The sequence below is a fragment of the Delftia sp. DT-2 genome (genome assembly GCF_028401915.1).
GTDB lineage: Bacteria > Pseudomonadota > Gammaproteobacteria > Burkholderiales > Burkholderiaceae_C > Comamonas > Comamonas tsuruhatensis.
The window spans coordinates 51,066-72,901 of sequence record NZ_JAQOTI010000013.1 but is presented as its reverse complement, the minus strand read 5'-3'; the positions used below and the strand labels follow the sequence as shown (position 1 = coordinate 72,901).

Genomic DNA, 21,836 nt, shown 5'->3' with positions numbered 1-21,836 from the left:
GGGATCGGAGCGTCAGAGCGCGCGCGAGATCACTTCCTTCATGATTTCGCTGGTGCCGCCGTAGATGCGCTGCACGCGCGCATCGGCGTACATGCGCGTGACCATGTATTCGTTCATGTAGCCGTAGCCACCATGCAGCTGCACGAGTTCGTCGAGCACGCGGCCCTGCGCTTCCGAGCCCCAGAGCTTGGCCATGGAGGCCGTGGCCGTGTCCAGCGTGCCGGCCACCAGCTGCTCCACGCAGCGGTCGATGAAGGCGCGGCCCACGGTCAGCGTGGTGGCCACCTCGGCGAGCTTGAACCGGGTGTTCTGCATGTCGGCAATGGCCTGGCCGAAGGCGCGGCGCTCGCGCACATAGGCCAGCGTGGCCTCATAGGCGCCTTCCATGCAGGCCAGGGCGGCCAGGCCGATGATCAGGCGTTCGTAGGGCAGGTCGCCCATGAGCTGGTAGAAGCCCTGGCCTTCGCGCCCGCCCAGCAGCGCGTCCTGCGGCACGGTCACGTCGTCGAAGAACAGCTCCGAGGTGTCCTGGGCCTTCATGCCCATCTTGTCGAGCACGCGGCCCACGCGAAAGCCCGCGCAGTCCCGGGTCTCCACGATGAGGATGGAGGTGCCGCGCGCGCCCTGGGCCGGGTCGGTCTTGCAGACCACGAGGATCAGGCCGGCCAGCAGGCCGTTGGTGATGAAGGTCTTGCTGCCGTTGATGCGGTAGCGGCCGTCCCTGAGTTCTGCGCGCGTGCGCACGCCCTGCAGGTCCGAGCCCGCGCCGGGCTCGGTCATGGCGATGGCGCCCACCAGTTCGCCGCGCGCCATGGCGGGCAGGTACTTGCGCTTTTGCGCCTCGGTGCCATGGTTGAGCAGGTAGTGGGCCACGATGGAATGCACGGAGTTGCTCATGCCCGAGAGGGCGCGGCGCGCCATCTCCTCGTGGATCACGGCCTCGTGGCGGAAGTCGCCGCCGCCGCCGCCGTAGTCCTCGGGGATGTCGGTGCACAGCAGGCCCAGCTCGCCGGCGCGGCGCCAGATGGCATGGCCCACGTTGCCGCGCTGGCGTGCGGCCTCGTCCTGCGGCTGCATTTCGGTTTCCAGAAAGCGCACGGCGGTGGCGCGCAGGCTTTCCAGTTCGGGGGTGCTCCAGGAGCGTGTCAGTTGCAGTGGCATGGCTTGGACCGGTGGATTGAGGGGTTCAGTTGATGCGGCGTTCGCGGCCCTGCCAGTAGGGCTCGCGCAGCTGGAATTTCTGCAGCTTGCCGGCGGCCGACAGCGGCAGCTCGCTGCGGAACTCCACCGAGCGCGGGCACTTGTAGCCCGCGATGCGTTCGCGGCAGTGGGCGATGACCTCGGCCTCGGTCAGCGGCTGGCCCTCGCGCGCGACGATCACGGCGTGCACGCGCTCGCCCCAGCGTTCGTCGGGCACGCCGATGACGGCGCACATGGCGACCTGGGGCAGCTGGGCGATGGCGTTCTCGACCTCGGCCGAATACACGTTCTCGCCGCCGCTGACGATCATGTCCTTGAGCCGGTCCACGACGAAGAGGTAGCCGTCGGCATCCAGCCGGCCCATGTCGCCCGTGTGCATCCAGCCGTCCTTGAGCGCGGCGGCTGTCTCGGCAGGTTTGTTCCAGTAGCCCTGCATGACCATGGGGCCGCGCGCCGTGATCTCGCCCACCTCGCCGGGCGGCAGCTCGCGGCCCTCGCCATCGACGATGCGCACCTCGGCAATGGTCACGGGCCGGCCGGCCGCGCGCAGCAGGCGCTCGCGCTGCGGGCCGGGACGGTGCTCGGCCGGGCCCATGGACACGATGGTGGGCGACAGCTCGGTCATGCCGTAGGCCTGGGCGAAGTCGGCGCCGGGCAATGCCTGCATGGCGCGCTCCAGCAGGCTGGCGTCGATGGGCGCCGCGCCATAGAGCATGAGGCGCAGGCTGGACAGGTCGAATTCGGCCATGCGCGGATGCTCGATCAGCCGGCGGATCATGGTGGGCACCAGGAACAGCTCGTTCACGCCGTGCTGCTGGATGCCGGCGAGGATGGCCAGCTCGTCGAAGGCCGGCACGATGACCTGGGGCACCAGGCGCTGGGCCATGAGCAGGGCCAGGCCGCAGCCGGCCACATGGAACATGGGCGTGACCACCATGCCCACCTTCACATGCTGGCGCGGCACGTTGCTGGCATTGGACAGGGCGTTGATGAACAGGTTGTCGTGGCTGAGCATCACCCCCTTGGGCCGGCCCGTGGTGCCGCCTGTGTACATGACGGCGGCCAGGTCGGTGCCGCTGCGCAGCGCGTCGGCGCAGGGCGTGGCGGCGGCCAGCAATTGTTCGTAGTGCAGCGCGCCTTCGGGCGCGGCGCCCGTGCCGCAGAACACCACGGTGCACAGGCTGGAGGACAGCTCGCGCAGCCGGGGCACCAGGGGCGCGAAGGCATCGTCCACGAAGAGCACGCGCGTGTCGCAATCGTCCAGCGAGTAGGCCACCTCGTGCGCGCTCCAGCGGATGTTGACGGGGTTGACCGCGGCGCCTGCCCACCAGCAGCCATAGAAGTATTCAAGGTAGCGGATGGAGTTCAGGCCCATCATGCCGACGCGGTCGCCGGGCGCCACGTCCAGCGCCCGCAGCAGGCCGGCACAGCGCTCGATGCGCTGCGCAAGCTGCAACCAGCTGGCCTGCTCTGCGCCGCAGATGGCTGCCGTGGCGCCGGCCCTTTCGCGGCGGCCCTTGTGGATGGCCTGGGTGAGATACATGGGCATGGGGTTTCCTCAGGAGCGGGCATTCCAGGCGGCCAGCGTGTCTTGCAGGCTGGCGGCGCGCGGGGGGCGGGGCTGCTCGGGCACGCTGCGCGAAAAGCGCGGCGCCGGCGCGGGCTGGAGCACGCCACCGGCCTCGGTGAACGTGGCGCGCGCGCGGTTGTGGGCGTGCTGGGGCGCCTCGTCCCAGTCGAGCACGGGCGCGAAGCAGGCATCGCTGCCTTCCAGCAGCTCGCACCACTGCTGGCGCGTGCGCGTGCGGAACACGTCGGCCAGGCGCAGCTTGAGCAGGGGCCAGCGCGCGGCGTCCAGCTGCGCGTCGAACAGCGGGTCCTGTATGCCGCAGCGCTGGCGCAGCTCGGCGTAGAACTGCGGCTCTATCGCGCCTATGGCGATGTATTTGCCGTCGGCGCAGGCATAGGTGTCATAGAAGTGCGCGCCGCCGTCCAGCAGGTTCTCTCCGCGCTGGTTGCTCCACTGGCCCTTGGCCTTGAAGCCGTACATGAAGGCCGACAGCAGGGCCGTGCCATCGGTCATGGCCGCATCGATGACCTGGCCCCGGCCGCTGCGCCCGGCCTCGTGCAGGGCGGCCAGCAGGCCCACGGCCAGCAGCATGCCGCCGCCGCCGAAGTCGCCCACGTAGTTGAGCGGCGGCACGGGCGCCTCGCCCGCGCGGCCGATGGCGTGCAGGGCGCCGGAGATGGCGATGTAGTTGATGTCATGCCCCGCCGCATGCGCCAGCGGCCCGTGCTGGCCCCAGCCCGTCATGCGGCCGTAGACCAGGCGCGGGTTGCGCGCCAGGCAGGGCTCGGGCCCCAGGCCCAGGCGCTCCATCACGCCGGGCCGAAAGCCCTCGAGCAGCAGGTCGGCGCGTGCGATCAGCGCCAGGGCCGAGGCCTGGCCTTCCTCGCCGCGCAGGTCGATCTCGACCTGGCTGCGGCTGCGCGTGGTGATGTCCTGCGCATCGACCGGCGTGCCGGGCCGCGCGATGCGCAGCACCTCGGCACCCATGTCGGCCAGCAGCATGGCGCAGAACGGCCCCGGGCCCAGGCCCGCGAACTCGACCACGCGCACGCCTTCAAGCGGTCCTGGCATGGAGGTCTCCTTTGTTCTCTTTTCTTCAATGAACCATAGAGCAGAGCGCTATGGAACTGGCGTTGTCCAAGCGAGAGACACCGAGGAAGGGCCGCCCCGCACCGAAGGTGTCGTCCCCCATTGGGGGAAGCCGCTCAGCGGCTCAGGGGGTAATTCCTGTACTCCTCGCGCAGCTTGGTCTTTAGCAGTTTTCCCGTGGCCGTGTGCGGCAGCTCGGCCACCTGCAGGACATCGTCGGGCAGCCACCATTTGGCGATGCGCGTGGACAGGAAGTCGAGCATGGACTCGCGGCTGACGCTGTGGCCTGCGCGCGGCACCACCAGCAGCAGCGGCCGCTCCTGCCACTTGGGATGGGCCACGCCGATGATGGCGGCCTCGGCCACGCCGGGATGGCCCATGGCGGCGTTCTCCACGTCGATGGAGGAAATCCACTCGCCGCCCGACTTGATCACGTCCTTGGCGCGGTCCACCAACTGCAGGAAGCCGTCGGCATCGATGGTGGCCACGTCGCCCGTGGTGAAGAAGCCTTCCTCATCGACGGGCGAGCCGCCTTCGCCCTTGAAGTAGCCGCTGGCGATCCAGGGGCCGCGCACGCGCAGGTGTCCCCGGGCCTGGCCGTCCCAGGGCTGGGGCCGGCCGTCGTCGTCCACGATCTTGAGGTCCACGCCCCAGACGCCGCGCCCCTGCTTGAGCTTGACCTTGACCAGTTCCTCGCCCGACAGCGCGTCGTGCCGGGGCAGCAGCTTGCTGACCACGCCGATGGGGCTGGTCTCGGTCATGCCCCAGCCCTGCACGACCTGGGCGCCGAACTGGTTCTCGAAGCGCTCCAGCATGGCGCGCGGCACGGCCGCGCCGCCGATGCCTATGCTCTTGACGCCCAGCGCGCGCGGGTCGATGTCAGGATGCGCATCCAGGTACTGGAACAGCATCAGCCACACGGTGGGCACGCCCTGGGAGAAGGTGACCTTCTCGTCGCGCATGAGCTCGTAGACGCTCTGGCCGTCCAGGTGGGGGCCGGGCAGCACCAGCCGTGCGCCGGCCATGGCCGCCGCATAGGGCGTGCCCCAGGCGTTGGCATGGAACATGGGCACGATGAGCATCACGGTCTCGCGCGCGTTCAGGCCGAAGGTGTCGGGCGCCAGCTCCATCAGCGTGTGCAGCACGGTGGAGCGGTGCGAGTACAGCACGCCCTTGGGGTGGCCCGTGGTGCCCGAGGTGTAGCACAGCGACGAGGCCGTGCGCTCGTCGAACTCGGGCCACTCGAAGTCCTCGCTCTGGTTGCCCACCAGCTCGTCCCAGCAGTGCAGGCCGGGAAGGTCCAGCGCGGGCATGTGCTCGCGCGAACTCATGCAGACATACGTGGTGACGGTCTTCAGATGCGGTGCGAGCTTTTCCACCAGCGGCGCGAAGGTCACGTCGAAGAACAGCACCCGGTCCTCGGCATGGTTGGCGATGTATTCGATCTGCTCGGGAAACAGGCGCGGGTTGATGGTGTGCAGCACCGCGCCGCTGCCCGAGACGCCGAAGTACAGCGCCAGGTGGCGCCAGCTGTTCCAGGCCAGCGTGCCCACGCGTTCGCCAGGCTGCACGCCCAGCGACTGCAGGGCGTTGGCCACCTGGCAGGAGGCGCGGCGCATGCCGGCCCAGTCGGTGCGGTGCAGGCCACCGTCCCGGGTTTCCGGCAGGCGCGAGACGATCTCGGTGTGCGGGTGAAAGCGCGCCGCATGCTCGATCAGCGACGAGATCATGAGCGGGCGGTCCTGCATCAGTCCTTGCAAGGCGGGCATGGGGTGTCTCCTGTCGTTGTCCTGAAGGCCGGGGTCATTGCACGGGCGCGTAGCGGCTGCCGTCGAAGCGCACGAGCTGCATCTTCTTGATGGGGAAGAAATCGTCCGCACCGGTCTGCAGGCTGATGCCCGGGTAGAGCATGGGCAGGTCCATCTTCAGGCTGGCGGCCTGCTTCATGATGTTGGCGCGCGTGAGCTCGTCGCCGGCCTGCCTGAGCACCTGCACCAGGGTCTGGGCCTGGGAGTAGCCGATGACGTTGAGCGAATCGTTGGGGTCGCCGGCCGGGTAGAACTGCTTCATGAAGGCCAGGTAGCCCGCCAGCTCGGGCGTGCCCTGGTTGCTGGGGTCCGAGGGCTCGCGCAGGTAGCTGGCCGTCATCACGCCGCGCGCGTTGTCCAGGCCCGCGGGCTTGAGCACCGAGCTGATGGACAGCGAGACGCTGACCAGGTAGTGCGCAGGCTTCCAGCCGATGTCGGCGGCCTTGCGTATGGACTGGGCCGCGAACTTGGGCGTGCTGATGTTGATGAAGGTGTCCGCCCCCGAGCCCTTGAGCGCCACCATCTGGCTGTCCACCGTGGGGTCGCCGACCTCGTAGGTCTGCTGCACGACGATGCGCTGCTTGGCCTGCTCGCCGAAGCCATCGAGCACGCCCTTGAGGTAGTCCTTGCCGAAGTCGTCGTTCTGCATCAGGACGGCCACCTTGGCCTGGGGCCGCGTGGCCAGGATGTGCTGGGCGAAGGTGCGGCCTTCGAGCTGGTAGGTGGGCTGCCAGCCCATGGTCCAGGGGAAGTTCTTCGGATCGCCCCAGCGCGTGGCGCCCGTGGAGACGAACAGCTGGGGCACCTTGCGCTGGTTCATGTAGCGATGCACGGCCTGGTTGTGCGAGGTGCCCAGCGCGCCGAACATCAGCAGCACGCCGTCGCGCTCGACCAGCTTGCGCGTCTGCTCCACGCTCTGGGCGGGGTTGTAGGCGTCGTCGGCCGAGAGGTAGGTGATCTTGCGGCCGTTGATGCCGCCCTCGGCGTTGATCTTGGCGAAGTAGGCCGCATGGGCCTTGCCGATGGTTCCGTAGGCCGACACCGGGCCCGAGTAGGGCACGAAGTTGCCGATGCGGATCTCGGTGTCGCTGGCGCCGGTGTCGTACTTCTTCTGGGTCTGGGCCTGGGCTGGCACCGGGGTGACGGCCGGCAGGACCAGCGCCAGGCAGGCGATCATGGCCCGGGGGCCGCGGGCGAAGGGGTTGCGCATGGTGGTCTCCTGGCTTGCGGGCGCCGTGCCCGCTTTTCTTGTGGTGGCCGGTCCATGGTAGGAACCGGCCCGGCGCGCGCCCATCGTCGATTCCGACGAATGCATGTGCGGGCGCAGCAAGGTGCGTCGGGAAGGTGTGGCGCTCAGCCCGGCTGGCGGGGCGCGAACACGGGCTCGCGCTTTTGCATGAAGGCCTGCACGCCTTCCATGAAGGCCGGCGCGCCCACCAGCTCGCGCTGGCGTTCAGCCTCGTAGTGAAGCTGCTGCTCCAGCGTGGAAGCGGCTGCGTGGTCCAGCGCGCGGCGGGCTTCCAGCACGGCACCGGCCGGCAGCCGCGCCAGGCGGGCGGCCGCGGCCAGGGCCTGCTCGCGCAGGGCCTCGTCGTCCACGCAGGCCCAGACCAGGCCCCAGTCGGCGGCCTGCTGCGCGCCCAGCCTGTCGCCCAGCAGGGACAGGCCCATGGCGCGCGCACGGCCCAGCCGGCGTTCGATGAACCAGGTGGTGCCCAGGTCCGGCACGATGCCAAGGCGCGGCAGGAAAGGCAGGTAGAAGTAGGCCGAGCGCGCCGCCAGCGCCACATCGCCGGCCAGGGCCAGGCCCACGCCGGCCCCGGCTGCCGCGCCGTTGATGGCGCAGACCACGGGCACGGGCAACTGCTGCAGGTCCAGGATGAGGCGGTTGGACAGCTGCTGCATGTTGTCGGCCGTCTGCGCGCCCAGCGTGCGGCCATCGGCCTGGGCCCCGCCTTGTGCCCCACCTTGTGCCCCGCCTTGTGAGCCGCCCATGGACGACAGGTCCGCGCCCACGCAAAAGCCCCGGCCCTCGGCGGTGAGCACCAGGGCGCGGAGGGAGGTGTCCTCGCGCACCTCGGCCAGCAGTTCGCGCAGCCGCAGCTGCAAGGGCCTGCCCAGCGGATTCATGCGGGCGCTGTCCTGGAGGACGATGAGTGCGATCTCGCCGTTGTTGCCGCTGTCGCCGTTGTTGCCGTGGCGTTCCATGCGGACGGCCTGACTGGAATTCATGGGGGACTCCTGTGGGTGGGGATGGAAAGTCAGGTGCGCGGCCGCTGCCGGGGCAGGTGCAGGCCCGGCCGGCCCGGTCGGCCCAGTCGGTGCAGCAGGCCCATCACGCCGCCGGGCATGGCGAACATGAAGACGATGAGCACGGTGCCGTAGACGGCCCAGGGCGCGGCCTTGGACACCTGCTCGGCCAGCCCCGGGATGAACATGATGAACAGGGCGCCGAACAGCGCGCCCCACAGCGTTCCCACTCCGCCCACCACCACGCCCACCAGCAGCGAAATCGACAGGAACATGGTGAAGGAGTCGGGCGCCACGAACTGCACGGCAATGGCCGACAGCGCGCCGCCCACGCCCGTGTAGCCGGCCGAAATCGCAAAGGCCATGGACTTGCAGTGCGCGTTGTCCACGCCCATGGCCTCGGCCGCCATGGCATGGTCGCGGATGGCGCGCAGCGCCAGGCCGCTGCCGCTGTCTATGAGGTTGCGCGCCATCCAGAACAGCAGGGCCGCCACGGCCAATGCATAGAGGTAGAACCACTGGTCGGCATCCAGCGGCAGGCCCCAGGGCGCCTCGGGCTTGGTCAGCACGATGCCGCCCACGCCGCCGGTCCAGGCCTCCAGGTGGCGGTACTTGAGCAGCTGGGGCATGGCCACGCCCAGCGCAAAGGTGGCCAGCGCCAGGTACAGCCCTTCCAGCCTGAGCGCGGGCCGCCCGAACAGGTAGCCCGCCGCCAGGCTCACCAGGCCCGCTGCAGGCACGGCCAGCCAGTAGACCAGGCCCGCGCGGTCCATCAGGATGCCGGCCGCATAGGCGCCTATGGCGAAGAAGGCGCCATGGCCCAGCGAGATCTGGCCGCTGTAGCCCGTGAGGATGTTCAGCCCCACCAGGGCCACGGCATAGGCCAGCACCATGGTGGCCTGGAACAGCTGGTAGCCCTTGGCCACGAAGACCAGCGAGCAGGCCGCCAGCGCCAGCGCCGCGATCAGTACCGTTCCGAGGGGCAGGGGGCGGCGCGCGCTGGTGGCGTCGACCAGTGCGTCAGACGAGGAGGCGGATCGTGTGGACATCATTGTTCTCCAGGGCGTTGGGCACAAAACTGGCGTGGCCCAAAAGCGAGGGTGTCGTCCCCCTCCCGCGTAGCGAAAGAGGGGGCGCCGTGCAACGGGAAGCGGCGTAGCCGCTCAGGGAGGGCATTGTTCAAACCCTCCTGACGACTTTGCGGCCCATCAGCCCGGCCGGCCGCACGATGAGCACGCCCACGATCAGCACCAGGGCCACAGAAAGCTTGAGTTCGGTGCCAACGACGTAGCTGCCCACCAGGTTTTCCAGCACGCCCACGATGAAGCCGCCCAGCACGGCGCCCGCGGGGCTGTCGATGCCGCCCAGCAGCGCGCCCGCAAAGGCATACAGCAGCACGCCGCTCATCATGTGCGGATCAAGGAAAACCACGGGCGCCACCATCATCCCGGCCACCGCGCCGATGGCGCCGGCCAGGCCCCAGCCCAGCATCAGCATGCGCCCCACGGAGATGCCCACCAGGCGCGAGGAGGCCGGGTTCTGCGCGGCCGCGCGCATGGCCAGCCCCAGCGGCGTGAGCCGGAAGAAGGCAAACAGCAGGGCCACGATGGACAGCGCCACGAAGATGGTGCCCACCTCATGGGCCGACATCAGGGCGCTGCCATACCAGGCGTCGGCCGGGAACGGGCTGGGGAACTCCTTGATGGTGTAGCCGAAGATCCAGCCGGCCAGGCTGTGGAAGACGATCAGCAGGCCGATGAAGACCACCACCTGGGCCAGGTCCGCCGCCTTGTGCATGGGGCGGATGATGGCGAACTCCACGGCCGCGCCCAGCACGAAGGACAGCGCCACCGTGGCCAGGAAGGCCCACCAGTACGGCAGCCCCGCCTGCAGCAGCGCCCAGGCGATGAAGGTGGAGAACATGGCCATCTCGCCCTGCGCGAAATTGATGTGGTGCGTGGCCTGGTAGATCATGACCAGGGCCAGCGCCACGGTGGCGTAGATACCGCCCGTGGCCAGGCCGGCCAGCAACTGGTGGATGAAGGCGTCCATGGCCGCTACTCCCCGAGATAGGCCTGGCGCACCGCATCGTTGCGGCGCATGGCTTCGCTGGGGCCGTGCAGCACGATGCGACCGGTCTCCAGCAGGTAGGCGCTGTGCGCCAGCTCCAGCGCCAGGCGCGCGTTCTGCTCCACCAGCAGGATGGTCATGCCCTGCTCGGCGTTGATGCGCCGCAGGATGCCGAAGATGTCGCGCACCACCAGCGGCGCCAGGCCGAAGGAGGGCTCGTCCAGCAGCAGCAGGCGCGGGCGGCCCATGAGGGCGCGGGCAATGGCCAGCATCTGCTGCTCGCCGCCCGACAGCGTGCCGGCCTGCTGGGCGCGGCGCTCGCGCAGGCGGGGGAAGTAGCCGAACATGCGCTCCATATCGCCGCCCACGTCGGCACGGGCAGCGCGCGTGGGCCGGGCCTGCGCGCCCAGGCGCAGGTTCTCCTCGGCGCTGAGCTGGGCGAAGGTGCCGCGCCCGTCGGGCACATGGCCCACGCCCTGGCGCGCGATGCGCTCGGTGCTGTGCCGGTCTATGCGTTCGCCGGCCAGGCGCACCTCGCCGCGCGTGTCCACGAGGTGGCGGCAGATGGCGCGCAGCGTGGTGGTCTTGCCCGCGCCATTGGCGCCCAGCAGGGCCGTGACGCGGCCTTCGGCCAGGTCCATGTCGATGCCGTCCAGCACGCGCACCGACCCGTAGGCCGCATGCAGTCCGCGGATTTCAAGCAGTGCCGGCATGCGCCACCTCCCTGTCCTGATCCTGCGGCTGCATGTCCGAACCCAGGTAGGCGCGGATGACTTCGGCATGGGCGCGGACCTCGCCCGGTGTGCCCTCGGCGATCTTGCGGCCGAAGTTCAGCGCCACGACCTTGTCGCTCACGCGCATGACCAGGCCCATGTGGTGCTCCACCAGCAGCACGGTCAGCCCCAGCCGGTCGCGCAGCGACAGGATCAGGTCGCCCAGGCCGGCCAGCTCCTCATGGTTGAGGCCGCAGGCCGGCTCGTCCAGCAGCAGCAACTGCGGGCGGCAGGCCAGGGCGCGCGCCAGCTCCACGCGCTTTTGCGTGCCGAAGGGCAGGTCGGCCACGCGGCGCTCTGCCACGCCCGTCAGCTCCAGCAGGGCCATCAGCGATTGCGCCTGGGCGCGGGCTTCTTCCTCGCGCCGGCGCACGCCGGGCAGGCGCAGGGCGTCGCGCACAAAGCCGGCGTGCTGGTGGCTGTGCGTGCCCAGGCGCACGTTGTCGGCCACCGTCATGCTGGAAAACAGGGCCAGGTTCTGGAAGGTGCGGCCCATGCCCAGCGCGGCCATGCGGTGGCGCGCCAGCGTGGCCAGCGGCTGGCCGCGAAAGCGGATGTGGCCGGCCTGCCAGGCATACAGCCGCGACAGGCAGTTGAACAGGCTGCTCTTGCCCGCACCGTTGGGGCCGATGAGGCCGCAGATCTGGCCTGCCGCAACATCGAAACTCACGCCGTCCAGCGCGACGATGCCGCCGAAGCGCAGCGAAACGCCTTCGATGCGCAGCAGGGGCTGCGAGTCCTGGCTCATGGCTTTCCCTCCCCCGATGGTGGGCGACCGGCGCGGGCCGCGCCGGCCGCACGGTGGCATGGCGGCGCCTACAGGCGCTCGATGATGGTGACGTTGGCCATGCCGCCGCCCTCGCACATGGTCTGCAGGCCGTAGCGCCCGCCGCGCGCATGCAGGGCGTGGATCAGCGTGGCCATGAGCTTGGTGCCCGAGGCGCCCAGCGGATGGCCCAGCGCAATGGCGCCGCCGTTGACGTTGAGCCGCGCCGGATCGGCGCCCGTGGCCTGCAGCCAGGCCAGGGGCACGGGGGCAAAGGCCTCGTTGACCTCGTACAGGTCGATGTCGGAGATGCGCATGCCGGCCTTCTTCAGCGCGGCCTGGGTGGCGGGGATGGGGGCCTCCAGCATGATCACCGGGTCGTGCCCGAGCAGGCTCATGTGGTGGATGCGCGCCAGCGGCTGCACGCCCAGGGCCTTGAGGCCGCGCTCGCTGACCACCATGACGCCGCTGGCGCCATCGCAGATCTGGCTGGCCGTGGCGGCGGTCACGCAGCCGCCTTCGCGGATGGTCTTGACGCCGGCAATGCCCTCCAGCGTGGCGTTGAAGCGTATGCCTTCATCCACCGTGTGCGGCTGGCCTTCGCCCTCGGTACCGCCTTCGGCGCTGCGCGCCTGCACGGCCAGGATCTCGCGGTCGAAGCGGCCCTCGCGCGCGGCCTGCACGGCGCGCTCATGGCTTTGCAGCGCATAGGCGTCCAGCTGGTCCTTGGCCAGGCCGTACTTGCCGGCCATCATCTCGGCGCCCATGAACTGGCTGAACTCCACGCCCGGATAGCGCTGCTGCATGGCCGGGCTCATGTACACGCCCAGGCCGGCCTTGGCGGGCAGGGCGTTGGGCGTGCCCATGGGCACGCGCGACATGCTCTCCACGCCTGCGGCGATCACCATGTCCATGCTGCCCGACATCACGGCCTGGGCCGCGAAATGCAGGGCCTGCTGGGACGACCCGCACTGCCGGTCCACCGTGGTGCCCGGCACGGACTCGGGCAGGGACGAGGCCAGCACCGCGTTGCGCGCCACGTTCGTCGCCTGCTGGCCGACCTGGCTGACGCAGCCCATGATCACGTCCTCGACCTGGGCCGGGTCGGCCTGGCTGCGGCGCACCAGCTCGTCCAGCACCTGGGCCGCGAGATCGGCCGGATGCCAGCCCGAGAGCTTTCCGCCGCGCTTGCCGCCTGCCGTGCGCGTGGCGGCAACGATGTATGCCTGTGCCATGGATATGTCTCCTGTTCCTGTATTCCTGGGGGGATGGTGGCCCGGCCGGCGCGGGCCGGGCATCGTCGCAAGCGACGATTCCGGCCAGGGAAAACGCGGGGACGGTTAGTGGCTGGGCGGTGCGCCTAGCGCGGCGCCATGCGGATGGCGCCGTCCAGGCGCACGCACTCGCCGTTGAAGTAGCCGTTGGTGATCATGGTCTCGGCCAGGTGGGCGTATTCGTCGGGCTGGCCCAGTCGCTTGGGGAAGGGCACGGAGGCGGCCAGCGCCGCCTTCACGTTGTCGGGCGCGCCCTGCAGCAGCGGCGTGTCGAAGATGCCGGGCAGGATGGTGTTCACGCGGATGCCCTCGCCCATGAGGTCGCGCGCGATGGGCAGGGTCATGCCCGTGATGCCGGCCTTGCTGGCCGAGTAGCTGGCCTGGCCCATCTGCCCGTCCTGCGCCGCCACCGAGGCCGTGTTGACGATGGCGCCGCGCTCGCCGTCGGCCAGCGGCTCCAGCGTGAGCATGCCCGCCGCCGACTTGGCGATGCAGCGGAAGGTGCCCACCAGGTTGATCTGGATGATGCGGTCGAAATTGGCCACGGGCAGGTGCCGGATCTCGCCCGTGGCCTTGTCGCGGCTGGCCGTCTTGACGGCATTGCCCGTGCCCGCGCAGTTGACCAGGATGCGCTCCTGCCCGTGGGCCGCGCGGGCCTGGGCAAAGCCCGCGTCCACGCTGGCCTCGTCGGTCACGTCCACGCGGCAGAACAGGCCGCCTGTCTCGCGCGCCAGCGCCTGCCCGGCCGTCTCGTTGAGGTCGAACAGGGCGACGCGCACGCCCCTGGCGGCCAGGCGGCGCGCGGTGGCCGCGCCCAGGCCCGATGCCCCGCCCGTGACGACGGCGCTGATGCTTGCGTCAAGCTTCATGTGTGGGTCTCCTTTGTGAGAGTCTTTGCCGCGCGCCCTGTCGCCTTGGCTCGCGACAGGGCGCGCTGCGCTGCCTATGATCTGCAGGCCAGTCTAGGAATCACCCCGCATTGCCGCCATCGTCGAAACCGACGAAAGTGCCCGCTCCTTCACTCCTGCCATGTGCTCCTCGCCCGCATGCCGTCCCCAGTGCCCATTCCTGCTCCCGGTTCCGGCTATGTGCCCCAGGCCAAGCTGAGCCCGCCGCGCGCGGCCGCAGCCCAGGTGGCGCGCCTGGCGGTGGCCGCGCGCTGGCCCGAGGCGCTGCGCGCCCGCGTGGTGCTGGTGCGTGCGCCGGCCGGCTTCGGCAAGACCACGGCCATGCGCCAGATGCGCGAGCGCCTGCAGGCCGAAGGGCAGGCCACGGCCTGGCTCACGCTGGATGCCGCCGACAACGATGTCTCGCGCTCTCTGCAATGCCTGGGTGCGGCCGTGCGCGGCCTGGGCGGCATGGCCGAGCGCGAGGCGGACGGGCCGGGCGAGCTGTCCCGGGCGCTGCAGTCGCTGGCCGGCGAAGGCCGGTCGTTTGCGCTGTTCATCGACGATTTCGAGGTGCTGCACAACGATGCCGTGCTGGGCCTGGTGCGCCAGCTGATGGAGCAGTTGCCCGTGCACGGCCGGCTGGTCATAGGCTCGCGCGCGCTGCCGGCCCTGGGGCTGGGGCGGCTGCGCACCAGCGGCCAGCTGCTGGAGATCGATGCGGCGCTGCTGCGCTTTTCAGCGGCCGAGGCCGAGGAGTTCTTTCGCCTGCGCGGCTGCGCGCTGCCGCGCGAGGCCGTGGCGCGCCTGGTGGACAAGACCGAAGGCTGGATAGGTGCGCTGTGGCTGGCCTCGCTGGCGCTGGAGCGGCATGGGGCGCACAGCGATTTCATCGAGCGCTTCTCGGGCTCGGAGCGTGCCGTGGCCGACTACCTGGCCGAGGACGTGCTGGCACAGCAGGCCGCGCCCGTGCGCGATTTTTTGCTGCGCACCAGCATCCTGCGCACGCTGGATGCCCAGGTCTGCCAGGCCCTGGTGCCGCGCGCCGATGGCGCCGCCATGCTGCAGGCGCTGGAGCAGGCCCATCTGTTCTTGCTGCCGCTGGCCGACGAAGGGCAGGGCAGGCGCAGCTGGCGCTACCACAGCATGTTTGCCGACTTCCTTCGCGCCCAGCTGCAGCGCGAGCGCCCCGGCGAGGTGCAGCGCCTGCACCTGGCGGCCAGCGGCTGGTACGAATCCTGCGGCCGGCCGGTGCCGGCCATCGAGCATGCGCTGGAGGGCGGCGACCCGCCCCATGCGCTGGCGCTGCTGCGGCGCCATGCCGAGGCGCTTATGGAGCAGGGCCGCATGCGCCTGCTGTCGCGCTGGTTCACGGCCCTGCCGGTGCCGCTGCTGGCGCGCGAGCCGCTGCTGCAGGCCGTCGCCGCCTATGCCGACTGCTTCACCCGCGGTCCCGTGCAGGCACAGCTGTGGCTGGATGCGCTGGAGCCCGGCATGGCCGCCGACCCTGCCGCGCAGGCCCTGGTCATCGCCCTGCGGCCGCTGCTGCTGGCCATGATGGACCGCGTGGAAGAGGCTGCGCCCCTGGGCCGCGAGGCGCTGGCGCGCCTGCCCAGCTGCCGGCCCTTTGCGGACAGCTCGCTGACCAATGCCATGGCCTACGTGGCATCGGTGCTGGGCGATACCGACGAGGCCCGCCGCCTGCTGGATGCGGCACGCAGCACCCAGGCCGGCAGCCTGTTCAGCCGCATGTACACCGAGGCCATGGAAGGCGTGCTGGACCTGTCCGCCGGCCGGCTGCGCCAGGCGGCAGCGCGTTTCAGGGTGGCGCTGGCTGCCACGCCGCGCAGCGCGGCCTACAACCCCACCAACGGCAATGCCTGGGCAGGCGTCCTGTACGCGGGGGTGCTCTACGAGGGCAATGAAATCGACGGCGCCGATCACCTGCTGCAGGTCTACCTGCCGCTGGCACGCGATGTGGGCCTGCCCGACCACGTGATCGCCAGCTACCGCATGCGCGCGCGCATCGCCTTCCTGCGCGGCGACGTGGATGCCGCCGTGGGCCTGCTCACCGAACTGGAATACCTGGGGCACGAGCGCCAGCTGCCGCGCGTGACGGCCAGCGCGCGGCTGGAACATGCGCGCATCTTCGTGCTGCAGGGCAACCGGGCGGCCGCGTCCGAGGCGCTGGAGCGTGCCGACGACCCTGGCGTATGGCCGCGCGTGGAACGCCTGCGCCTGCCGCCGCACGAGGTGGAGGACATCGCCATCGCCCGGCTGCGCTGGGGTCTGCACTTTGGCGACTGCCGTGCCGTGCGCGATGCCATCGCCCCCTTGCTGGCCGATGCGCAACTGCGCGGGCGCCGCCACCGCAGCCTCAAGCTGCAGGTGCTGTTCGCGCTGGCCGAGGCGGGCTGCGGCGACCTGGACGCCGCCGCCGCCATGCTGGCCCAGCCGCTGCGCCACGGGGCCAGCGAAGGCTTTGTGCGCCTGATGCTCGATGAGGGGCCGCTGCTCGCGCCCGTGCTGCAGCGTGTGCTGTCGCCCTCACTGTCTCCTTCACTGTCGCCCTCACTGTCGCGCCGCACGGAAGCGGCGGAGCCGGAGGCGGCCGCCCATGCGCAGCGGCTGCTGTCTGCCCTGGGCGAGCCTGCCGAGCCCGCCGATCCCCCCGAGCTGCAGGCAGCGGATGCGCCCCAGGGCCCGGCGCCGGCCACGGCGCTTGCCGAGCCCCTGACCCGCAAGGAGCTGCGCGTGCTGGAACTGCTGGCCTCGGGCTACTCCAATGCGGCCATGGCCGAGAAGCTCTTCGTCTCTGACAGCACGGTGCGCACCCACCTGCGCAGCATCAACCTCAAGCTGGGCGCGCGCAGCCGCACCCAGGCCGTGGCGCTGGCGCGGGAGCTGCGGGTTTTGCGCTAGGCCGCTGGCGGCTCAAGCCTGCAGATGGCGCGCATAGGTCAGGAACACTTCGTCACGCACCCAGCCCAGCGACTCGTACAGCGCCTGGGCGCGCAGGTTGTTGCGTGCCGTGGTCAGGTCCATGCGTGCATGGCCCGTGGCGCGGGCATGGGTTTCGGCCGCCAGCAGCAGGGCGCGGCCCACGCCCAGGCGGCGCGCCTCGGGCACCACGAAGAGGTCGTAGAGCACGTAGATGGGCGCGGCCAGCACCGAGCAGAACGAGGGATAGAGCTGGCAAAAGCCCAGGGCGCTGCCGTCCGGTCGGCGGGCCAGCAGGATCACGGATTCGCCGCGCTCCAGCCGCGCCGTGATGAAGGCCAGCGCCGCGTCGGCATCCGCAGGTTGCTCGTAGAACTGGCGGTAGGCATCGAACAGCGGCGCGATCAGCGCGGCGTCTTCGGGGATGGCGGTGTGTATGGCTGTGGAGTTCATCGGTGGTCCGGGGCTGAGGTTGCCAGCATGGCGCAGGGCAAGGATGCCGTGCTCATATCTTTGCTGAATCTCTCCATTTGGAGATGTGATTTGACCTGGATCATGGACAGGCGGAACACTCCCGGCCCATGTCCGAACAAAAGATCGAGTTCTACAAGGGCGCCGCTGGCGGCTGGGGCGCATTGCGCAGCGTGAGCCAGGCCCTGATGCGCCAGGATATCGCCGTCAAGGGCGCCAAGACGCTGCTGTCGGCCAACCAGCCCGACGGCTTCGACTGCCCGGGCTGCGCCTGGCCCGACCGCAACCACCATTCCACCTTCGAGTTCTGCGAGAACGGCGCCAAGGCCGTGGCGGCCGAGGCCACGGCGCGCCGCGTGACGCCCGAATTCTTTGCCCGGCACACGGTGGCCGAGCTCATGGCGCAAAGCGATTTCTGGCTGGAGGACCAGGGCCGGCTCACCGAGCCCATGGTGTACGACGCGGCCAGCGACCGCTACCGGCCCATCGCCTGGGACGACGCCTTTGCACTGATTGCCCGCCACCTGAACGCGCTGCCCGACCCGAACCAGGCCATCTTCTACACCTCGGGCCGCGCCAGCAACGAGGCGGCCTTCCTGTACCAGCTGTTCGTGCGCGCCTACGGCACCAACAATTTCCCCGACTGCTCCAACATGTGCCACGAGCCCAGCGGCAGCGGCATGAAGCCGCAGATCGGCGTGGGCAAGGGCACGGTGCAGCTGGCCGATTTCGAGCAGGCCGATGCCATCTTCATCTTCGGACAGAACCCCGGCACCAACCACCCGCGCATGCTGGGCGAGCTGCGCGCAGCCCACAAGCGCGGCACGCGCATTCTGAGCTTCAACCCGCTGCGCGAGCGCGGGCTGGAGCGCTTCCAGGACCCGCAAAGCAAGCTGGAGATGGCCACCCTGGGCGCCACGCCCATCAGCACGCACTACTTCCAGCTGCGCGTGGGCGGCGACATCGCGGCCGTCAAGGGCATCATGAAGCATGTGATCGCGCAGGACGATGCACTGGGGCAAGGGGGCGGCGGCGTCCTGGACCATGCCTTCATCGCCGAACACACCACCGGCTTCGAGGCCCTGGCCGAGGACCTGCGGGCCGAGGACTGGGGCCTGCTGGAGGCCGAGTCCGGCCTGAGCCGCGCGCAGATGCAGACGGCGGCCGAGGTCTACATCGCCGCCCGCAGCACCATCGTCTGCTGGGGCATGGGCATCACGCAGCACATGCACTCGGTGGCCGCCGTGCAGATGCTGGTCAACCTGCTGCTGCTGCGCGGCAACATCGGCCGACCCGGCGCAGGCGCCTGCCCGGTGCGCGGCCACAGCAATGTGCAGGGCGACCGCAGCATGGGCATCTGGGAAAAGCCGCCGGCCGCGCTGCTGGACCGGCTGCAGCAGGTCTTCGGCTTCGAGCCGCCGCGCGCCCACGGCGTGGACGTGGTCGAGTCCATCCGCCTCATGCTCGAAGGCAGGGGCAAGGTCTTCTTCGCGCTGGGCGGCAACTTCGCGGCGGCCACGCCCGACACGCATGCCACCTGGCAGGCGCTGCGCCGCTGCGACCTGACCGTGCATGTGACCACCAAGCTCAACCGCAGCCACCTGGTGCACGGCCGCGAGGCGCTGATCCTGCCCTGCCTGGGCCGCACCGAGATCGACATGCAGGCCGGCGGCCCGCAGGGCGTGACGGTGGAGGACTCCATGGGCATGGTCCATATCTCCAGCGGCATCAACCCGCCTGCGTCCGAGCACCTGCTCAGCGAGATCGCCATCGTCGCGCGCCTGGCTGCCGCCACGCTGGGCGCGCAGCGGCCCGTGCCCTGGCTGGAGCTGGCTGGCGACTATGCACGCATACGCGAGCTGATCGAGCAGGTCTTCGACGACTTCCACGACTTCAACGCGCGCGTGGCCGTGCCGGGCGGCTTCAAGCTGCGCAATGCGGCGAGCGAGCGCATCTGGGAGACGCCCCGGGGCAAGGCCGGCTTCTTCGTGCACGCCGTGCCGCGCGACACGCCCGTGCACCGCGTGCGCGCCGCGCGCAGCCCCGGCGCATCGCCGGTGTTCACGCTGTTCACCACGCGCTCGCACGACCAGTACAACACCACCATCTACGGCATGGACGACCGCTACCGCGGCGTCTTCGGACAGCGCCGCGTGGTCTTCATCCATGCCGAGGACATCCGCGCCCTGGGCATGAAGGATGGCGACTGGGTGGACCTGCAGACGGTGTGGGATGACGGCCAGCAGCGCAGCGCCGAGCGCTTCAGGCTCGTGGCCTACGACATTCCGCGCGGCTGCATCGCTGCCTACTATCCGGAGACCAATCCGCTGGTGCCGCTGTCGGCCACGGCCATCGTGGCCGGCACGCCCAGCTCCAAATCCATTCCCGTGCAGCTGGTGGCGCACCGGCTGCCTGCCGTGCCGTCTCCCGCGCTGGAAGAAATGGCGGCCTGAAGTGCAAGGCATGGAAGAACTGGCCGCCGCCATCCTGCGCGAATTGGCCACCGAGCCCGCACCCATGTCCCTGCCCAGGCTGGGCAAGCGACTGGGGCAGGGCGCCAGCGTGCTCATGCGCTGCCTGGCGCTGATGGGCGATGCGCCCATTGCCGGCACACCGGGGCCGGGCTGGGTCAGGCTGGAGCAGGAAGAGGGGCGGTGGCTGGCGGCCCTGACGGAGCGCGGGCGCTTGTGGGTGGAGGCCCAGGCCTGTCAGGCGCTGGCCGAGGGCACGGGACGCGTGCGGTAGAACTGCATCGGAAACTCCTGCATTTCCTTGGCGTGCTGGTTGATCACCGCGCGCTTCATCTTGCCCACCACGTGCATCTCGCAGGGCTTGCAGTCGAAGCGCAGCGTGAGTTTTTCCTTGCCGTTGATCAGCTGCAGCGGCTCGGCCTTGATGGTGCCCTTGACGCCGATCACGCCCTTGGCCTGCTTGGGGCACAGGCTCATGGAAAAGCGCACGCAATGCTTGGTGATCATCAGGCTGACTTCGCCTTCTTCTTCCTTGCTCTCGTAGGCCGCGTCGATGACCTTGACGCCGTGCTTGATGTAGAAGTCGTGCGCCTTCTGGTTGTAGACGTTGGCCAGGTAGGTCAGCGTGTCCTCGGGGAAGGGCACGGGCGGCTCCACGGGCAGGGCGCGCGGCAGGCGCACGAAGCCGGCCTGGCGCGCGGCCTCCAGCGCGGCGACGGCGTCGCGGCGCAGCTGGTTCAGGGCCGAGGCCGGCACGAACCAGGGCTGGCTCAGTTGCAGGCCGATGTCATGCACGGAAAAAATGGTGGCGCCGAAGCGGCCCAGCTGCTCGCGCAGCGTGGCCTCGGCACGGGCTGCGTCGGTGGCGGCCTGGTGTTCCTGCACGATGGCGGCGGTGGCGGTGAAGCCGTCCTCGTCGGTCAGCGTGAGCGCAAAGCCGTCGGGCGTTTCCTTGAGTTCGGCCCACAGGCCGATGCGGCGGTCGCTGGACTTCTTGTCCAGCGTGCGCACCCAGGCCATGTCGCGGTTGCGGTTGACTTCCAGGCCCTTGCGCAGATCCTTGAAGCCGGCGATGGGGTCCTTGGGGAACAGGCGCCACAGCGACTTCTTCGCATCCACCGACTCGGCGCGGTTGATCTGCAGGCCCACCAGTTCCTTTTGCAGGTCGTAGTAGCACAGGCCGTCGCCGTTGTGCAGTTCGGTGTCGCGGCTCGAGGTCTCGATCTCCACGAAGTTCTCGCCCACCTTGGTGACCCAGCCGATGGCGCGGCCCGGTGTCTTGGGCGTGTCGAAGGCGCCGATGTCGTCCTTGCGGCCGTTGACGAAGTAGTCGGTGAACTCGCGGTTGAAGTTCTGGTCGGGGTCGGGCGTGAAGCTGAACGTGGTGCTGCCCGAGGACGAGCGCGCCAGCGGCGTATCGGAGAATTCGCGCTCCTCGATGATTTCGTCCAGCAGCTTGCGGTAGTGGGCCGTGATGTTCTTCACGTAGCCCATGTCCTTGTAGCGGCCCTCGATCTTGAAGCTGCGCACGCCGGCGTCGATCAGGGCGCGCAGGTTGTCGCTCTGGTTGTTGTCCTTCATGGACAGCACGTGCTTTTCGTGGGCAATGATGCGGCCGCTGGCGTCCAGCACCTCGTAGGGCAGGCGGCAGGCCTGGTTGCAGTCGCCGCGGTTGGCGCTGCGGCCCGTGTGGGCGTGGGTGATGTAGCACTGGCCCGAGTAGGCCACGCACAGCGCGCCGTGCACGAAGAATTCGATGGTGGTGCGCGCCGGGTCGGTGGCCGCACGCACGGCGGCGATCTGCTGCAGGTCCAGCTCGCGCGCAACGACGATCTGCGACAGGCCGGCGTCCTGCAGGAAGCGCGCCTTCTCGGGCGTGCGGATGTCGGTCTGGGTGCTGGCGTGCAGCTGGATGGGCGGCAGGTCCAGCTCCAGCAGGCCCATGTCCTGGATGATCAGCGCGTCGGCACCGGCCTCGTAGATCTGCCAGGCCATCTTGCGCGCGGCCTCCAGTTCATCGTCTCGCAGGATGGTGTTGAGCGTGATGAAGATGCGGCTGCCGAAGCGGTGCGCGTGGTTGATCAGGCGCTGCAGGTCGCGGATGTCGTTGCCCGCCGTGGCGCGCGCGCCGAAGGCCGGGCCGCCGATGTAGACGGCGTCGGCGCCATGGTTCACGGCCTCGATGCCGATGTCGGCATCGCGCGCGGGAGACAGGAGTTCGAGCTGGTGGGGCAGGAGGGACATGGGGCTTTGTGGTGTTCTGTGTT

Annotated in this window: 17 protein-coding genes; 3 read left to right on the top strand and 14 right to left on the bottom strand. The window is 69.9% G+C overall.

Annotation, left to right across the window (positions count from 1 at the left end; all coding sequences use genetic code 11):
* Positions 1-12 precede the first annotated feature (12 nt).
* The 12 genes from PO605_RS22820 to PO605_RS22765 all read right to left on the bottom strand — a co-directional run bounded on the left by PO605_RS22820 (position 13) and on the right by PO605_RS22765 (position 13,669).
* Entirely contained in the window at positions 13-1,161 is a 1,149-nt protein-coding gene (locus PO605_RS22820; protein WP_047218395.1) for an acyl-CoA dehydrogenase family protein, read from the bottom strand.
* A gap of 25 nt (positions 1,162-1,186) precedes the next feature.
* Positions 1,187-2,749, bottom strand: a complete 1,563-nt coding sequence (locus tag PO605_RS22815; RefSeq protein ID WP_272206901.1) for a long-chain-fatty-acid--CoA ligase — start codon at positions 2,747-2,749, stop codon at positions 1,187-1,189.
* A gap of 9 nt (positions 2,750-2,758) precedes the next feature.
* Positions 2,759-3,841 carry a CaiB/BaiF CoA transferase family protein gene (locus PO605_RS22810; protein WP_047472339.1) on the bottom strand — a complete coding sequence of 361 codons (1,083 nt, stop codon included), beginning with the start codon at positions 3,839-3,841 and terminating at the stop codon, positions 2,759-2,761.
* Between the two features lie 134 nt (positions 3,842-3,975).
* Positions 3,976-5,628, bottom strand: a complete 1,653-nt coding sequence (locus PO605_RS22805) for a long-chain-fatty-acid--CoA ligase (protein ID WP_047472337.1) — start codon at positions 5,626-5,628, stop codon at positions 3,976-3,978.
* A gap of 34 nt (positions 5,629-5,662) precedes the next feature.
* On the bottom strand, positions 5,663-6,877 hold the full coding sequence (locus PO605_RS22800; protein ID WP_047472343.1) for an ABC transporter substrate-binding protein: 1,215 nt from the start codon (positions 6,875-6,877) through the stop codon (positions 5,663-5,665).
* Between the two features lie 143 nt (positions 6,878-7,020).
* Positions 7,021-7,899, bottom strand: a complete 879-nt coding sequence (locus PO605_RS22795; RefSeq protein WP_272206900.1) for an enoyl-CoA hydratase-related protein — start codon at positions 7,897-7,899, stop codon at positions 7,021-7,023.
* A gap of 29 nt (positions 7,900-7,928) precedes the next feature.
* The gene (locus PO605_RS22790) at positions 7,929-8,966 is read right to left on the bottom strand and encodes a branched-chain amino acid ABC transporter permease (RefSeq protein WP_047473263.1); all 1,038 of its coding nucleotides are present in this window, start codon (positions 8,964-8,966) and stop codon (positions 7,929-7,931) included.
* Positions 8,967-9,096: 130 nt separating this feature from the next.
* A complete protein-coding gene (locus PO605_RS22785; RefSeq protein WP_034363620.1) occupies positions 9,097-9,969 on the bottom strand; it encodes a branched-chain amino acid ABC transporter permease in 873 nt (290 codons plus the stop codon).
* Positions 9,970-9,974: 5 nt separating this feature from the next.
* Complete coding sequence (locus PO605_RS22780; protein ID WP_047218401.1) at positions 9,975-10,700, bottom strand: ABC transporter ATP-binding protein; 726 nt, start codon at positions 10,698-10,700, stop codon at positions 9,975-9,977.
* On the bottom strand, positions 10,684-11,508 hold the full coding sequence (locus PO605_RS22775; protein WP_046985185.1) for an ABC transporter ATP-binding protein: 825 nt from the start codon (positions 11,506-11,508) through the stop codon (positions 10,684-10,686). The genes PO605_RS22780 and PO605_RS22775 overlap by 17 nt, the downstream gene beginning before the upstream one ends.
* Before the next feature lie 68 nt (positions 11,509-11,576).
* On the bottom strand, positions 11,577-12,761 hold the full coding sequence (locus tag PO605_RS22770; protein ID WP_016449218.1) for an acetyl-CoA C-acetyltransferase: 1,185 nt from the start codon (positions 12,759-12,761) through the stop codon (positions 11,577-11,579).
* Positions 12,762-12,886: 125 nt separating this feature from the next.
* Entirely contained in the window at positions 12,887-13,669 is a 783-nt protein-coding gene (locus PO605_RS22765; RefSeq protein ID WP_016451398.1) for an SDR family NAD(P)-dependent oxidoreductase, read from the bottom strand.
* 177 nt (positions 13,670-13,846) lie between these two features.
* Between PO605_RS22765 and PO605_RS22760 the strand changes: the two genes are divergently transcribed.
* Positions 13,847-16,609, top strand: coding sequence for a LuxR C-terminal-related transcriptional regulator (locus tag PO605_RS22760; protein ID WP_272206899.1), 2,763 nt, complete (start codon positions 13,847-13,849; stop codon positions 16,607-16,609).
* Between the two features lie 12 nt (positions 16,610-16,621).
* Here the strand turns inward: PO605_RS22760 and PO605_RS22755 are convergent, their stop codons facing one another.
* Positions 16,622-17,080, bottom strand: coding sequence for a GNAT family N-acetyltransferase (locus PO605_RS22755; protein ID WP_272206898.1), 459 nt, complete (start codon positions 17,078-17,080; stop codon positions 16,622-16,624).
* Positions 17,081-17,208: 128 nt separating this feature from the next.
* Between PO605_RS22755 and PO605_RS22750 the strand changes: the two genes are divergently transcribed.
* Complete coding sequence (locus tag PO605_RS22750; protein WP_272206897.1) at positions 17,209-19,551, top strand: FdhF/YdeP family oxidoreductase; 2,343 nt, start codon at positions 17,209-17,211, stop codon at positions 19,549-19,551.
* A gap of 10 nt (positions 19,552-19,561) precedes the next feature.
* The gene (locus tag PO605_RS22745; protein WP_017407409.1) at positions 19,562-19,843 is read left to right on the top strand and encodes a hypothetical protein; all 282 of its coding nucleotides are present in this window, start codon (positions 19,562-19,564) and stop codon (positions 19,841-19,843) included.
* On the opposite strand, the gene PO605_RS22740 is transcribed toward PO605_RS22745, so the two are convergent.
* A complete protein-coding gene (locus tag PO605_RS22740; RefSeq protein ID WP_016451402.1) occupies positions 19,807-21,813 on the bottom strand; it encodes a peptidase U32 family protein in 2,007 nt (668 codons plus the stop codon). The genes PO605_RS22745 and PO605_RS22740 overlap by 37 nt on opposite strands.
* Between the last annotated feature and the right edge of the window lie 23 nt (positions 21,814-21,836).